Annotated in this window: 14 protein-coding genes; 6 read left to right on the forward strand and 8 right to left on the reverse strand. The window is 70.3% G+C overall.

Annotated features, from left to right (window positions below; all coding sequences use genetic code 11):
• The 4 genes from IRT45_RS29540 to rimP all read right to left on the reverse strand — a co-directional run.
• Positions 1-1,694: translation initiation factor IF-2 N-terminal domain-containing protein (locus IRT45_RS29540; RefSeq protein ID WP_194809105.1), on the reverse strand; the 1,694-nt coding region annotated here is incomplete at its 3' end.
• A 120-nt stretch (positions 1,695-1,814) separates the two neighbouring features.
• Positions 1,815-2,195: a YlxR family protein gene (locus IRT45_RS29545; protein ID WP_081879203.1), complete on the reverse strand. Its 381-nt coding sequence runs from the start codon at positions 2,193-2,195 to the stop codon at positions 1,815-1,817.
• A 63-nt stretch (positions 2,196-2,258) separates the two neighbouring features.
• Complete coding sequence (nusA, locus tag IRT45_RS29550; RefSeq protein ID WP_036503481.1) at positions 2,259-3,287, reverse strand: transcription termination factor NusA; 1,029 nt, start codon at positions 3,285-3,287, stop codon at positions 2,259-2,261.
• A complete protein-coding gene (rimP, locus tag IRT45_RS29555) occupies positions 3,284-3,919 on the reverse strand; it encodes a ribosome maturation factor RimP (protein ID WP_194809106.1) in 636 nt (211 codons plus the stop codon). Before rimP ends, nusA begins: the two co-directional genes overlap by 4 nt.
• Before the next feature lie 402 nt (positions 3,920-4,321).
• Between rimP and IRT45_RS29560 the strand changes: the two genes are divergently transcribed.
• The 3 genes from IRT45_RS29560 (at position 4,322) to IRT45_RS29570 (ending at position 5,857) form a co-directional block, all read left to right on the forward strand.
• Complete coding sequence (locus tag IRT45_RS29560) at positions 4,322-4,861, forward strand: hypothetical protein (protein WP_309241209.1); 540 nt, start codon at positions 4,322-4,324, stop codon at positions 4,859-4,861.
• Positions 4,858-5,289, forward strand: a complete 432-nt coding sequence (locus tag IRT45_RS29565; protein WP_309241210.1) for a ferritin-like domain-containing protein — start codon at positions 4,858-4,860, stop codon at positions 5,287-5,289. The genes IRT45_RS29560 and IRT45_RS29565 overlap by 4 nt, the downstream gene beginning before the upstream one ends.
• Before the next feature lie 139 nt (positions 5,290-5,428).
• Positions 5,429-5,857, forward strand: a complete 429-nt coding sequence (locus tag IRT45_RS29570; RefSeq protein WP_194809107.1) for a hypothetical protein — start codon at positions 5,429-5,431, stop codon at positions 5,855-5,857.
• 64 nt (positions 5,858-5,921) lie between these two features.
• On the opposite strand, the gene IRT45_RS29575 is transcribed toward IRT45_RS29570, so the two are convergent.
• The gene (locus tag IRT45_RS29575) at positions 5,922-7,679 is read right to left on the reverse strand and encodes a proline--tRNA ligase (protein WP_194809108.1); all 1,758 of its coding nucleotides are present in this window, start codon (positions 7,677-7,679) and stop codon (positions 5,922-5,924) included.
• A gap of 58 nt (positions 7,680-7,737) precedes the next feature.
• Here IRT45_RS29575 and yaaA point away from each other — a divergent pair, with 58 nt between their 5' ends.
• From yaaA to IRT45_RS29590, 3 genes are all read left to right on the forward strand, one after another.
• Positions 7,738-8,502, forward strand: coding sequence for a peroxide stress protein YaaA (yaaA, locus tag IRT45_RS29580; RefSeq protein WP_194809109.1), 765 nt, complete (start codon positions 7,738-7,740; stop codon positions 8,500-8,502).
• Positions 8,503-8,714: 212 nt separating this feature from the next.
• Positions 8,715-10,481 carry a three-helix bundle dimerization domain-containing protein gene (locus IRT45_RS29585; RefSeq protein ID WP_309241211.1) on the forward strand — a complete coding sequence of 589 codons (1,767 nt, stop codon included), beginning with the start codon at positions 8,715-8,717 and terminating at the stop codon, positions 10,479-10,481.
• Between the two features lie 68 nt (positions 10,482-10,549).
• Positions 10,550-10,945 (forward strand): ankyrin repeat domain-containing protein, encoded by a 396-nt coding sequence (locus IRT45_RS29590; protein ID WP_309241212.1) that lies wholly within the window; start codon positions 10,550-10,552, stop codon positions 10,943-10,945.
• 19 nt (positions 10,946-10,964) lie between these two features.
• On the opposite strand, the gene IRT45_RS29595 is transcribed toward IRT45_RS29590, so the two are convergent.
• The 3 genes from IRT45_RS29595 to IRT45_RS29605 all read right to left on the reverse strand — a co-directional run bounded on the left by IRT45_RS29595 (position 10,965) and on the right by IRT45_RS29605 (position 14,493).
• The gene (locus tag IRT45_RS29595) at positions 10,965-12,425 is read right to left on the reverse strand and encodes an MFS transporter (protein WP_194809136.1); all 1,461 of its coding nucleotides are present in this window, start codon (positions 12,423-12,425) and stop codon (positions 10,965-10,967) included.
• A gap of 132 nt (positions 12,426-12,557) precedes the next feature.
• Positions 12,558-13,817 (reverse strand): uroporphyrinogen-III C-methyltransferase, encoded by a 1,260-nt coding sequence (cobA, locus tag IRT45_RS29600; RefSeq protein WP_194809110.1) that lies wholly within the window; start codon positions 13,815-13,817, stop codon positions 12,558-12,560.
• A gap of 70 nt (positions 13,818-13,887) precedes the next feature.
• Positions 13,888-14,493 carry an LGFP repeat-containing protein gene (locus IRT45_RS29605; RefSeq protein WP_228535463.1) on the reverse strand — a complete coding sequence of 202 codons (606 nt, stop codon included), beginning with the start codon at positions 14,491-14,493 and terminating at the stop codon, positions 13,888-13,890.
• Between the last annotated feature and the right edge of the window lie 46 nt (positions 14,494-14,539).

Here is a 14,539-nt window from a genome sequence, read left to right on the forward strand (position 1 = left end):
GCGATGTCGGTGGCCTTGGCACCACGGGCACGCATGGCGGTGAACGCCTCGTGACCCGGGGTGTCGATGAAGGTGATCAGGCGCTCTTCGTCGTTGACGTTGGTGAGGACCTGGTAGGCGCCGATGTGCTGGGTGATACCGCCGGCCTCGCCCTCGCGGACGTTGGTCTTGCGGATCGTGTCCAGCAGTCGGGTCTTACCGTGGTCGACGTGACCCATGACGGTCACGACCGGCGGGCGGACCTGCAGGTCCTCCTCGTCGCCCTCGTCCTCGCCGTAGCTGAGGTCGAAGCTCTCCAGCAGCTCGCGGTCCTCGTCCTCGGGCGAGACCACGTGCACGACGTAGTTCATCTCGCCGCCGAGCAGCTCGAAGATCTCGTCGTTGACCGACTGGGTCGCGGTGACCATCTCGCCGAGGTTGAACAGCACCTGCACCAGCGAGGCCGGGTTGGCGTTGATCTTCTCGGCGAAGTCCGACAGCGACGCGCCGCGGGCGAGACGGATGATCTCGCCGTTGCCGCGCGGCAGCCGCACACCACCGACCGACGGTGCCTGCATGTTCTCGTATTCGGCGCGTTTCGCCCGCTTCGACTTGCGGCCCTTGCGGGGGGCGCCACCGGGACGGCCGAAGGCACCCGCGGCACCGCCGCGACCGCCGCCACCACCCGGACGACCACCGCCGCCACCGGGACGACCGCGGAAACCGCCGGCCACGGGCGCACCCGCGCCACCGCCGCCGCCGGCACCACCGCCACCGCGGTAGTTACCGCCGCCGCCGCCACCACCGGGACGACCGCCGCCGCCACCCGGCGCACCGCCGGGACGACCCGGGCGACCCGCCGACGGGCCCGGACGGGCCGCACGAGCGGGCATCGCACCCGGGTTCGGGCGGGGCGGCATCGAGCCGGGAGACGGACGCGGGCCACCGGGACGGGGACCGCCCTGACCGGCCGGCGGACGCGGCGCGCCCTGACCCGGGCCCGGACGCGGACCACCCTGGCCGGGACGCGGACCGCCCTGACCCGGACGCGGCGCACCCTGACCGGGCCCCGGACGCGGGCCGGGAGCCGGACGCGGCGCCGGGCGCTCGGGGGCCGACGAGAAGGGGTTGTTGCCCACCCGCGGGGTCTTCGGACCGGGCTTGGGGCCGGGCGCCGCCGGACGCGGCGCGCCCTGCTGCCCACCCGGAGTGCGCGGCTGGCCGGGACGCGGCGCGCCCTGGGCCGGACGGGCACCGGGCTGCTGCGCCGGAGCCGACGGGGCGGACGCCGAGGGCGCCGGGCTCGCCGAGGCCGCCGGAGCGGCCGGCTTCGGACCCGGCCGGACGGCCGGTCCGGGCTTCACCGCATCGGGACGCGCTGCCGCCGCGGGGGTTTCGGCCGCGGGGGCCGAATCGGCCTGGGCCGCAGCCGGCGCCGGACGGGGACCGGGACGCGGACCCGGGGTCGCGCCGCCGGCCGGCTTGGCGGCCGGACGTGCCTGGGCGGGACCGGGTTTCGCGGAGGATTTCGCGGAGCCGTTGGACGGGGCGGACTTCGCCGCGAACGACTCCCGGAGCCGACGCGCGACGGGTGCCTCCACCGTCGACGACGCCGACTTCACGAACTCGCCCTGCTCCTTGAGCGTTGCGAGTAGTTCTTTGCTCGTGACACCGAGTTCTTTAGCCAACTCGTGCACGCGGGCCTTGCCTGCCACTGCTCTCCTCACTGAGAGGTCGAGCGCGACAGTCTCTTGCTCCCCGTTCAGGGGTCAGGACGCCCGCACGACCTCGGGTTATCTTCGATGGCCGTTCATCGTTGGTACTTCACGGTGTGCTCATGAGTGCTCGTGCCTGTTCTCGACGTAGTGCTCCAGGGCTGAGATATCCAGTTTTCCGGACACTCGTAGCGCTCTGCCGAACGCTCGGCGCCGCTCTGCCATGCTCAGACAAGCCGAAACGGGGTGCAACCAGGCACCCCTCCCGGGAAGTCTGCGCCGCGGATCGGGAACGATCGCGACGACGGCGTCCCTGTCGGGAGCGCTGCCGGGCGATTGCGCCACGACCCGCAACAGATCGGCGGCCAGCTCGCGTTTCCGGCATCCGACACAGGTCCGGACCGGGCCGGGAGTTCGGGTTCTCACCCGAGCACCGACCTGGGCGGAAAGTGCGGATACCGAAGACTCGCGCTGAGCCTGTGTCCACTGTACCGCTGCCATGTCCCGATCTCCGCATCCAGCCCCTGGTTGACTTCCGCACTCGCGCCGCCGTCCCGGCGCGGCCTACCCGTGCTGGGCGTGCGGTCGCGGCGATCCGGCCACGTCGGGGGCGGCGTCGGAGCGGATATCGATGCGCCAACCGGTCAATCGCGCGGCCAACCGGGCGTTCTGACCTTCCTTGCCGATCGCCAGCGACAGCTGGAAATCGGGGACCACGACCCGGGCGGCACGGGCCTCCGGATCGACGATCGTGACCGAGACAACCTTCGACGGACTCAGCGCATTCCCGACGAAGGCGGCCGGATCCTCGGCCCAGTCGATGATGTCGATCTTCTCGCCCGCCAGCTCGCTCATCACGTTGCGCACGCGCTGCCCCATCGGGCCGATACACGCGCCCTTGGCGTTCACGCCGGGCACGGTGGAGCGCACCGCGATCTTGGAGCGGTGGCCGGCCTCGCGGGCCACGGCGACGATCTCCACCGACCCGTCGGCGATCTCGGGCACCTCGAGCGCGAACAGCCGGCGTACCAGATTCGGGTGCGTGCGCGACAGCGTGATCTGCGGGCCGCGCGCGCCGCGGGAGACGCCGTAGACGTAGCACTTGATGCGGTCGCCGTGCTCGTAGGTCTCGCCGGGGACCTGCTCGGCCGGCGGGATCACTCCCTCGGCGCCGTTGGCCTCGCTGCCGATGCGCACCACGACGGTGCCGCGGGCGTTCATCCGGGCGTCGCGCTGGACGACGCCTCCGACGATATCGCCCTCGTGCGTCGAGAACTCACCGAAGGATTTCTCGTTCTCGGCGTCGCGCAGCCGCTGCAGCACCACTTGGCGCGCGGTGGTGGCGGCGATGCGGCCGAAGCCCTCGGGAGTGTCGTCCCATTCGGAGACGACGTTGCCGTCGGCGTCGGTCTCGGTGGCCATCACGCGCACCACGCCGGTCTTCTGATTGATGTCGATGCGTGCGTTGGGCTCGTGGCCCTCGGTGTGCCGATAGGCGGTCAGCAGAGCCGACTCGATCGCGGAGAGCACTGTCTCCATCGAGATTCCCTTATCGGCGACGATCGCACGCAGGGCTTCGATTTCGATGTTCATTCCACGATCCCTTCGGTCGGCGCAACTACTGAGTGTTCTTCCCCGGCGGCGGGTGCGGCCGGATCGACGGCCTGATCGGCGGCGCCCGGTTCCGGGCGGCCCGTGGCCACGCCCCCGGCGAGTTCCATCTCCGCCGGACCGGGCGGTGAGAACTCCACCTGGACGACCGCGGATTCGATATCGGCCAGCGGCACGCTCACCCGGTGGGGCGCGCGTTTACCGCCGAGCACCAGGGCCACCTCGGTGTCGGTGCTCGCGCCGACCCGGGCGTCGAAGCTGGAGGGACCGTCGGGGGTCTGCGCCCCCGGCCGCATCCGCACTCGCACTTTGCGGCCGCGAGCCCGTCGCCAGTGCCGCGGGGCCGTCAGCGGGCGCTCGACACCCGGGGTGGTGACTTCCAGCAGATAGGGGGTTTCACCGACATCGGCGGCCTCGTCGAGCGCTTCGGAGATCTCGGAACTCACTTCCGCGATCGTGTCCAGATCGACGGTCTCGTCGCCGTCGACGGTCACCGTCACCCGCGCCTGCGGCCCGCCCGCGGCCGTGATGTGCACGCCCTCGAGGTCGAGCCCTCGGCGTTCGACGAGCCCAGCAACGAGCTGGCTCACCCTTTCCTCGGTCGGCATCGGCATATGGGGCGGCTCCTGGTTCAGTTGTGACGCGGTATTGGTCCTGGTCCGGCATGGTCGGCGCGCATGTCCCGCGGATTGTTCCGCCGGAGGTCTAGCGTAACGCGCTGCAAGAGTGTAAAGGACCAGCCAACCCTGTCGAGTCAGCCCGGGTCGGGTTCCGCTGCGCGCCCGCGGTCGGCCGGACCGCCTCGGGCGCGCCGAACGGACCGGGCGACGGATCACACCCCTTCCGGACGGGAGGATTCCTCCGCGGGGCCGGCGGGCGAGGCCGGCCTCGCACCGACGGCGGCACCCGGGCTCAGCTGGGCGGACGGAAGGCGGCCCCGGCGCGAACGGCCGCGAGCGAGGCATGCCGGCGGGCTGGGCGCGGGGGCGAAGGGTGATCACTGGCACGATGTAGGCGTGCCCAGCCGTCTCGATGTGATTCCGGTGCCGCCGGATCGGACCGTTCCCCCGCGCCTCGACCGCCGCTCGCTGTTGCGCTCGGCCGGCGGCGGCGTGGTCGCACTCGTCGCCGTGAGCGCGGTCGCGGCCTGTGCGGACGACACGCCGTCCGCACCGGATGTGCTTGTGTCGCAGGAGGAATCGGCGCGCACCGACGCGGTGTGGGCGAAGGCGGCGATCGCCGCCGCGCCGGAACACACCGCCGCGCTGACCGTCGTCGCCGCACAGCGCGCCCAGCACGCCGATGCGCTGCGCACCGAAATCGACCGCGCGACAGGCGTGTACGGCGACGGCACGAGACCGAAGTCCGCGACCCCACCCGTCGCCGAACCGCCGGCTCCCACCCCGCCGCCGACGGTCGCCGCGCTGCGGGCCCGGCTCACCGACTCCCAGCACTCCGCGGCCGAGCTGGCCACGGCCCAGACCGGATACCGCGCCGGCCTGCTCGCCTCGATCAGCGCCTGCTGCGGCGCCCACGTGGCGGTGGTGCTCTCGTGAGTACCGATCAGCAGGCACTGCTCGACGCGCTGAACGCCGAATACACCGCGGTCTACGCCTACGGCCTCATCGCGGCCTACGCGTCCCCGGAGCGGGCGAAGATCGTCGCCGAATTCACCGCGACCCACCGGGCCCGCCGCGATGCCACCGCCGACGCGCTGAAGGCGGCCGGTGCGAGCGTCCCGGCCCCCGCCGCCGCCTACACCCCGCCGTCCCCGGTCGATGATCCCATCCCCGCGGCCAAACTCGCCGTCACCGTGGAAACCGACACCGCGGTCGCCTGGCGTGCGGTCGTGGAACACTCCACCACTCCGGATCGCCGCCGCACCGGCACCGAGGCTCTCACCGAATGCGCCATCCGCCTGGCCACCTGGCAGTCGATCCTCGGCGTGAATCCCGCGACCACACCGTTCCCGGGCCAGCCCTGAGCTCGGGTGGTCCCCTCGGCGGCGGCCGGGACGCACAGATCGCGCCCGGTATCCGCGCACCACTCGTGAACCCGGAACACCGGTAGCGTGCTCCGGTATGCGGCGGATGCCGCGCGGATACGTCGAAGGGAGAACGGGAATGGCCGTGGGGATGCGACGGATCGGCGCGGCGGCGGCCGCGGGGGCGCTCGGATCGCTGCTCGCCGTGAGCGTGGCGGGCGCCGATGTCACGGGCGTGCGTGTCGACGCCGGGGCGGACGGGCTGCGAACCGGATGTTCCGCCACGCTGACCGCGACGGTCGACACCCCCGTGCCGGACGGCGGCACGGTGACGTTCATCAACAGTGGCGGGTCGATCCCGGGTAACGGCGAACCCATCGCGGGCACTCCGGTCTACCACCCCGAGAACGGCACGGTGACCATGGCGTGGACGCCGAAATACACCGGGCGGCAGAACATCACGGCACAGCAGTTCACACCGGGGAGTTACACGTCGAGCAGCTATGTCACCGTCGACGTCGTGGGCAGCGGCCTGAACACCGGCAGCTCCTGCCTTCCGCTGCCGTAGCGCGCGTCGCCGGCACCGGGACGGCGGGTGCACCCGGTCCGGACGACCGGGTGCACGCGAGTGATCAGCCGCGAATCTTCGCGAGCACGGTGTCGACGGCCGCGGCCGCCGGAATGTCCTCGGATTCCCCGCTGAAACGGTTCCGCAGTTCCACCTTGCCGTCGGCCCAGCCCCGGCCGATGACGAGAACCCAAGGCATGCCCAGCAATTCGGCATCCTTGAACTTCACGCCGGGTGAGGCGGTGCGGTCGTCGAACAGCACCTCCAGGCCCTGGGCGTCCAGACCGGCGACGACCTCCTCGGCCCCGGCGCGGGCCGCCTCGTCCTTGTTGGCGATGACGACGTGCACATCGAAGGGGGCGACCTCGGCCGGCCAGCGCAGGCCCTTCTCGTCGTGCATCTGCTCCGCGATCACCGCGACCATCCGCGAGACGCCGACCCCGTAGGACCCCTGGACGAGCCGGACCGGTTTGCCGTTCTCGCCGAGCACGTCCACCTCGAAGGCATCGGTGTACTTGTAGCCGAGCTGGAAGATGTGGGCGATCTCGATACCGCGCGCCGAGTGCAGCACACCGCGGCCGTCGGGCGAGGGGTCGCCGTCGCGGACCTCGGCGGCCTCGATCGTGCCGTCGGGGGTGAAATCGCGGCCCGCGACGAGTCCGACGACATGCTTGCCGGAGGCGTCGGCGCCGGTGATCCACGACGTGCCGGTCACCACGCGCGGGTCGACCAGATAGCGAACGCCGTTGTCGAGCAGCGCCTTCGGGCCGATGTACCCCTTCACGAGGAACGGGTTGGCGGCGAAGTCCTCGTCGGTGAGCAACTCCACCTCGGCGGGCTCGAGGCTCGCGCCGAGCCGCTTGGCGTCGACCTCGCGATCACCGGGCACGCCGATGCCGACGATCTCGGCCTTGCCGTCGGGGTGGCGCAACTTCACCATGACGTTCTTCAACGTGTCGGCGGCGGTCACCGGGCGGCCGTACTGTTCGGCGATCCCGGCGTCGTTGGCCCAGTCGACCAGGGACGCGATGGTCGGAGTGCCCGGGGTGTCGTGCACGACGGCGGCCGGCTGCCCCTCGATCGGGATCTCCGGCGGCGCGGGCGTGACCACGGCCTCCACATTGGCCGCGTATCCCGATTCGCGGCAGGTCACGTAGGTGTCCTCGCCGATCGGGCTGCTGGCCAGGAATTCCTCGGAGGCGCTGCCGCCCATCGCGCCGGAGGTGGCCGCGACGATCACGTATTCGACCCCGAGCCGGGCGAAGATGCGCTGATATGCCTGGCGGTGGGCGGCATAGCTGGCCTTCAGGCCGTCCTCGTCGAGATCGAAGGAATAGGAGTCCTTCATGACGAATTCGCGGCCGCGCAGAATTCCGGCGCGCGGCCGTTCCTCGTCGCGGTACTTGGTCTGAATCTGGTAGAGCGTGACCGGCAGATCCTTGTAGGAGTTGTATTCACCCTTGACCGTCAGGGCGAACAATTCCTCGTGGGTGGGTCCGAGCAGCATGTCGGCGCCCTTACGGTCCTGCAGGCGGAAAAGGCTGTCGCCGTATTCGGTCCAGCGATTGGTGGTTTCGTACGGCTCACGCGGCAGCAGCGCGGGCAGCGAAATCTCCTGGCCACCGATCGCGTCCATCTCCTGGCGCACCACGTCCTCGACCTTGCGCAGCACCTTCAAACCCAGCGGCAACCACGAATAGACGCCCGGCGCGATCCGGCGCACATATCCGGCGCGGACCAGAAGTTTGTGGCTGGGCACCTCGGCGTCGGCGGGATCGTCGCGCAGGGTGCGCAGGAACAGGTGCGAGAGACGGGTGATCACGGATGCACAGACTAGCCGCTGCTGCGTGGATGCCTGCAGGGCATTACCGTATCGGCTCGTGCTGGTGATTCTGCCTCCTTCCGAAACCAAGTCCGACGGCGGAACTCTCGGTCCGCTCGATCTGGATTCCCTGTGGTTACCGCAGCTCACCGCCGTGCGGGACAAGCTGATCACCGAGCTGATCGAATTGTCCGCGGACCCCGAGGCGGCGCGGGTGGCATTGGGGCTGGGGAAGGCGACCGGCGCGGGCGCGGAGGGTTTGCAGACCGCGCTCACTCGCAACGCGTCACTGCGGACCGCCGCGACCACACCCGCGCTGCGGCGCTACACCGGAGTGCTCTACGACGCACTCGACGCCGGTTCGCTGACCAAGACACAGCGCGCTCGCGCCGAGGAGCGGCTGGCGATCGGTTCGGCGCTGTTCGGTGTGGTCCGCGCCGGAGACGCGATTCCGGGATATCGGCTCTCGGGCGGTTCGAAACTGCCAGGACTGCCGACGCTGGCTTCGCTGTGGAAACCGGGGCTCGCCCCGGCATTGCGGGAAGCGACGGCGGGTCGGCTGGTCGTCGACCTGCGTTCGGGGACCTATCAGCAATTGGGGCGGTTGCCCGGCGCGGTGACCGCGACCGTACTGACCGAACGCCCGGACGGCAGCCGCACGGTGGTGAGCCATTTCAACAAACATCACAAGGGGCTGCTGGCGCGGGCCCTGGTGTCCACCCGCGCCGAACCCGGAGATATCCGGTCGCTGGCCCGGATAGCCGAAAAGGCCGGGCTGCGTGTGGAAATCGCGTCGTCGAGCGAACTGCTGGTCCTCACGTGAGTGAATTCTCGGTGACCGCCGACGTAATTCGAGCCGAATGCGACCTGCCCAACCACGGGAACATTCACCGAAAAACGCCTCGCCACCAGCACATTTCATGGCACCCGGCCCGAAACATGGCCGCACGGAACGGGTATTCCGGCTCGCTATCGTAACTTCGGCGCGGCCGGCCGACCGCTGCCGTTGGGATGCGATTGGGCGAGGAGTTCGGCGTGGGTGACGCCACCGACCGTGAAGAAAAGGCACTGCGTCAGTTGACCGATCGACTGGTCGGCCATTACGGCAGCAGCCATTCCCCGGAATTGGTACAGGAATTGGTCGGCCAGGTGCGCCGGCGCTTCGACGGCCACACGGTGCGCGATTTCGTACCGATTCTGGTGGAACGCATCGTGCGCCGCGAATTGCAGCACACCCCACCGCAGCCCCAGGCAGAGGACCACTCGCACGAGCTCGAATACGCTGCCGCACCGGTTGTTCCGGAACGGGTCTCGGCGCCCTCGATCGAGGCGGACACCTCCGGCGCGACCACCTCGGAGCCCGCGCCGCCTGCCGACCGCGCCGCATCCGCCGACAGCCGCGACGCGGGCGCCGACCAGTCGGATACCGACCGTACCGAAAGCGCTACACCGCAGCCCGATTCGGCTTCCGCTCCAGCCCCCGAGGCTCCGGTCGAGACCACGACGGACGAGGGCGAACACCTCGAATCGCCGGCGGTCTCCGCGACATCCGCCGGCGCGATCGCATCCGGCCACTCCCCTGTCGAACCGACGACACCGGAGTCCGTTGCGGCGACAACGCCGGCGAATGACGCTCCGCCGGAACCGGATCGCGAGACCGCGCCGAGCCCGGCCGCCGCGACGACGCCCGCACCGAGCCTCGTGACCACGTTGCGACAACCTCGGATCCTGGCCGTCGCGGCCGCGGTGGTCGTCGTGGTCGTCGCGCTGGTGGTGGCCTTCGGCTTCCGCGGCGGCGACAGCGCCGCCCCCGCCCCGGCTCCCGCGCTGACCACCGCGCACGGCGTGGTCGGATCGGAGAAGATGGGGTTCTTCACCGACCCGCGCGTAGTGGATGCCCTGGCCCGCAAGGGAATTCGGCTGGAAGTCGATCCGGCCGGATCGCGGCAGATCGCCACGTCGGTGAAGCTGGACGGTGACGACTTCGCCTTCCCGTCGAGCAGCCTCGCGGCCGAACGGGTTCAGCGCGAACGCGGGATCACCGCGAAATACACGCCGTTCTCTTCGCCGATGGTGGTCGCCAGTTTCCGGCCGATCGTGGATCTGCTCGCCCGGGCGGGGATCGTCCGGCAGGGGCAGGTGCCCGCGTTCGATATGCGGCGGTATCTCGATCTCACGCAGCAGGGCACGCAGTGGGATCAGCTGGAGGGCAACACCGCATATCCGGTGCGCAAGAACGTGTTGATCTCGACCACCGACCCGCGGACCTCCAATTCGGCGGCGATGTATCTGGCGGTGGCCGCCTACGTCGCCAACGACGATGCGATCGTGCAGGGCCCGGCCGCCGAGAATTTCGTCCTCTCGAAGGTGTCGCGACTGTTCACCAAACAGGGATACACCGAGAACTCCAGCGCGGGACCTTTCGGCGAATATCTCGCCGCCGGAATGGGACCCACGCCCATGGTGTGGGGATACGAATCGCAGTTCGTGGAGGCCGCCGTCGCCGGCAAGCTGCCCGCCGACGCGGTGATGCTGTACCCGTCCCCGACGGTGCTGTCCCGGCACACGCTGGTCCCGCTCACCGCCACCGGCGACCGGGTCGGACAGCTGCTGAGCACCGATCCCGAATTGCAGCGACTGGCCGCCGAGCACGGCTTCCGCACCGCCGATCCGGCCCAGTTCATCGCGGTGACCGGCGAGCACCACATTCCGGTCGCCCCGGATGTGGTCGACGTGGTCGACCCGCCGACCTACGACACCCTGGAACACCTTCTGGACGGGGTCGCGCGCTCCTACAACTGATCGAGCGCAGATCGCCGGACAGGTCGCCGGTTGCCCGGCCCGTCGCCCCGCCGTGGTAGTAATGGCCCGTGGCTACCGACGGCGTGGATCCGGATCTGGTCGAACTGGCGACCAAGGTCTTCGAGCTGGCCCGCACGGGCGAGGCCGCGGCGCTCGCGGCGTATGTCGACGCGGGCGTCCCGGTGAATCTGACCAACGACAACGGCGACACCCTGCTGATGCTGGCCGCCTACCACGGCCATCGGGCGGCCGTGACCGCGCTGCTCGAACGCGGCGCCGACCCCGATAGAGCCAACGACCGCGGCCAGACACCGGCCGCGGGAGCGGTCTTCAAGGGTGAGGACGACATTCTGAAGGCCCTGCTGGCCGCCGGGGCCGATCCGGATGCCGGCACCCCGTCGGCTCGGGAATCGGCGACCGTCTTCGGCAGAACCGAGCTGCTGGAACTGTTCGATCGCCGCTGAGTCGATCGCCCGGAAGGCGCTACACCTGCTGCGCTTCCTCCTGCGCGTGCTGAGCCTGGGCGAGCTGCTGCGGGGTGTAGCGCAGGGTGAGCACCAGCAGCCCGATGATCACGGCGCCGATCGCGCAGATGAGCAGGACGAACGTGTAACCGCTGGACAGCGCCGCGACCTCGGTGGGTGTCAGATTCGACGTCCGGTCGGTCCGTCCGCCGAGCGAGAGCGTGCGCGAGGCCGCCAGCGGCGTCAGCAGGCCGACCGCGAAGGGGGTGCCGAGGGTGAGGATCATCTGGCCGATCGCCGACAGCGGGCCCACCTCGTTCACCGGTACGCCCACCAGCAGGCACAGCGGCCCGACCACGATCACGAAACCGATCGCCATACCGACCACCGCCAGCAGCACCAGCAGGGTCGGCAGATATTCGACGGAGCGGTCCAGGGTGGAGCCGAAGAACAGCGCCCCCGCCAGGACGGCCGCGGCACCCGCGAGCAGCCAGCGCGGCCGGATCATCAACGCGGCCTTGGACGCCACGCCGGTACCGATGCCGGCGCCGATCGTGAACGGGATCGAGGCCAGACCGGCGACGAGCGGACTGTAGCCGACGACGTTCTGCAGGAACTGTGCGACGAAGTAGGTCATCGCACCGAGGACGCCGGAGCCCAGCAGCAGCGCGATGAACGTGATCGAGCGGTCGCGATCGCGGAAGAGTGTGAGCGGCAGCAGCGGATTGACGGCGGACCGTTCCGCCAGCACGAACGCCACCAGCAGCAGCAGACCGGCGATCAGCGCGCCGATGACGTACGGGCTGGTCCAGCCGAGATCGGGGCCTTCGGTCGCGCCGAACACCACCCCGACGCAGCCGAGGGTGCCGAGGAAGGCACCGCGCACGTCCAGCGGCAGCCGGTGGTGGGCCGAATCGTGCAGCTGGAAGGCCGCGCCGAGGATGATCAGGAGCCCGATCGGGACGTTGATCAGGAAGATCAGCCGCCAGTTCCATTCGGCCAGAGCGCCACCGACGACGAGACCGCCGACCGAGCCCACGCCCATCATCGATCCGAAGATGGCGATCGCCTGGTTGCGCGGCGGTCCGGGTGCGAAGGTGCTGACCACCAGCGCCATCGCCACGGGTGCGGCGATGGCGGCGCCGGTGCCCTGCAGGGCCCGCGCGCCGATCAACATGGCCTCGTTCTGCGCCAGCCCGCACAGCAGTGAGGCGAGGGTGAAGAACGAAACACCCAGCAGCAGCATCTTCTTGCGCCCGAACGAATCGCCGAGGCGGCCACCCAGCAGCATCAGCCCGCCGTAGGTGAGACCGTAGGCGGTCACCGTCCACGCACTGCCCGAACTGGTGAGGCCCAGATGACGTTGCAGGGCGGGCAGCGCCAGGATCACGACCGTGCCGTCCAGCACGACCATCAACTGCAGGCCGGACAGGACCAGGATCGGCAACCCGAAGGCCCGCTTCGTCACCGGATATTGCATCGTCGCAGCGGGGTTATCGAGCACAGTGACTCACTGTAACGGATATCGGCACCGGCCAGCCCCCTGCGTACTCGCGCTGTCCACACATCGCTCGACCGGGCTGTGCCCTGGTCCCGGACACGCACCGCGGACCTAACCGGCCCGCTCGTCGGCATCCGGCGCGCCCGCGGTGAAACCGGCGGTCGGGCCGATGACGATGATCGCCGGGGGCCGGATGCCCTCGGCGCGCACACGTTCGGCGACCGTGGACAACTCCGCGCGCACGATCCGCTGGGTGCGCAGGCTGCCTTCCTGGACGACGGTGACGGGCGTGTCGGCGGCGCGGCCACCGTCGACGAGCGCGGCGGCGAACTTCTCGATGCGTTCCACCCCCATCAGCAGCACGAGGGTGCCGCGCAGCCGGGCCAGCGCGGGCCAGTCCACCAGCGAATCCGGGTGATCGGGCGGGATGTGTCCGCTCACCACGACGAATTCGTGGGTGACGCCGCGGTGGGTCACCGGAATGCCGGCGAGGGCTGGCACCGAGATCGCGGAGGTGACGCCCGGAACCACGGTCACCGGTACCCCGGCGTCCACGCACGCCTCGAGTTCCTCGTAGCCGCGGCCGAAGACGTACGGATCGCCGCCCTTGAGCCGGACCACGAATTTGCCGGCCTTGGCACCCTCGACGAGGGCGGTGTTGATCGCCTCCTGCGCCATCGCGCGGCCGTACGGGATCTTCGCCGCGTCGACGACCTCCACGTGCGGTCCGAGTTCGGCGAGCAGTTCCGGCGGCGCCAGCCGGTCGGCGACGACCAGATCGGCGCGGGCGAGCAGGCGGCGGCCCCGCACGGTGATCAGATCGGGGTCGCCCGGCCCGCCGCCGACCAGGGCGACACCGGGCGCCACGGGTTCGGCGTCGTCGATGACCACACCGGATTGCAGCGCCTCCAGCAGCGCGTTGCGCACCGCGGCCGATCGGCGGTGCCGCCCACTGGCCAGCACCGCGAGGGTCAGCCCGTCGTAGCGGGCGCTGGCGGGAGTGACGGCGGTGCCGAGGCGGGCATTGTCGGCGCGCACGCAGAAGATGCGGCGGCGGGTCGCCTCCTCGACCACGGCGGCATTGGTCTCGGGCTCGTCGGTGCAGGCGATCGCGTACCAGGCGCCGTCGAGATCACCGTCGGCATAGGCCCGCTGGGAGATGCGCAATTGGCCGGAGGTGGCCATACCCTCCACCGCGGGGGTGACCGTCCGGCTGATCACCTCGATATCGGCCCCGCTCGCGATGAGCAGTCCGAGTCGGCGCTGGGCTACCGAGCCGCCACCCACGACGACGACGCGGCGGCCGGCCAGATCGAGCCCGACGACATAGTTCGGGTCACCGGATTGCTGGTCGTCTGTCGTATTCGGCACAAGGTTTCAGCCTACGGCGTGGCCGGGCGAACTCCGCAATCACCCGTCACGACGCCGTAAGCAGGGATTATCAGGGCGTCCAGGTGATCCGGCCGCCCTGGAAATCCTGGGCCTTGCCGCCGTTGTAGTCGTATTCGTCGCTGGTCGGCAGGCCGTAGCGGCCGCCGTCGGCGTTGCTGCCTTCCCACATGCCGAGAATCGATCCCCACACCGGGTGTGCGCCGGTATTCGCCGACCACATGATGACGCCGCCGGGGAAGCGGGTGAAGCGGCCCTTGCCGTCCTTGCCGGCCTTGGCCTCGTCGGTGAGCGGGAAGCCCAGCGGGCTGTTCTCCCAGCCCATCGAACCCCACTTGTCACGGATCAGGCCGCAGATCGCATGGGCGTCGGTGCCGACGGACCAGTAGACCGAGCAGCCGCGGTCGAAGACCTGGAATTTGCCGCCGTTCGCGTCGGATTCCGGTCCGGTCGGGTTGCCGAGGACCGCGGTGCCGCCGGCGCGGTCGTATTCCTTCTCGATGGCCCCGCCCACGTCGAACGCGCCGACCGGACGGGCGGCGGCGAGACCGGCGCCCGTGCCGGTGAGCGCCGCCAGTGCGGCGGCAGCCGCGGCTGCCGTTCGCAGCCCGGCCCGGCGCGTGCTGCGTCTACTCTGTCTGCGACCTGACCAAGCCAAGTGAAACTCCCTCTACCTGCGAAGTTGATGCGACGGAAGCTGTCGC

Source organism: Nocardia sp. BSTN01, assembly GCF_015354405.1.
Lineage (GTDB): Bacteria > Actinomycetota > Actinomycetes > Mycobacteriales > Mycobacteriaceae > Nocardia.

Coding starts and splice junctions, on each gene's coding strand:
- nusA (WP_036503481.1), bottom strand. CDS start 3,287: ATGAACATCGAAATCGAAGCCCTGCGTGCGATCGTCGCCGATAAGGGA.
- IRT45_RS29545 (WP_081879203.1), bottom strand. CDS start 2,195: ATGGCAGCGGTACAGTGGACACAGGCTCAGCGCGAGTCTTCGGTATCC.
- rimP (WP_194809106.1), bottom strand. CDS start 3,919: ATGCCGATGCCGACCGAGGAAAGGGTGAGCCAGCTCGTTGCTGGGCTC.
- IRT45_RS29595 (WP_194809136.1), bottom strand. CDS start 12,425: ATGCAATATCCGGTGACGAAGCGGGCCTTCGGGTTGCCGATCCTGGTC.
- IRT45_RS29570 (WP_194809107.1), top strand. CDS start 5,429: ATGGCCGTGGGGATGCGACGGATCGGCGCGGCGGCGGCCGCGGGGGCG.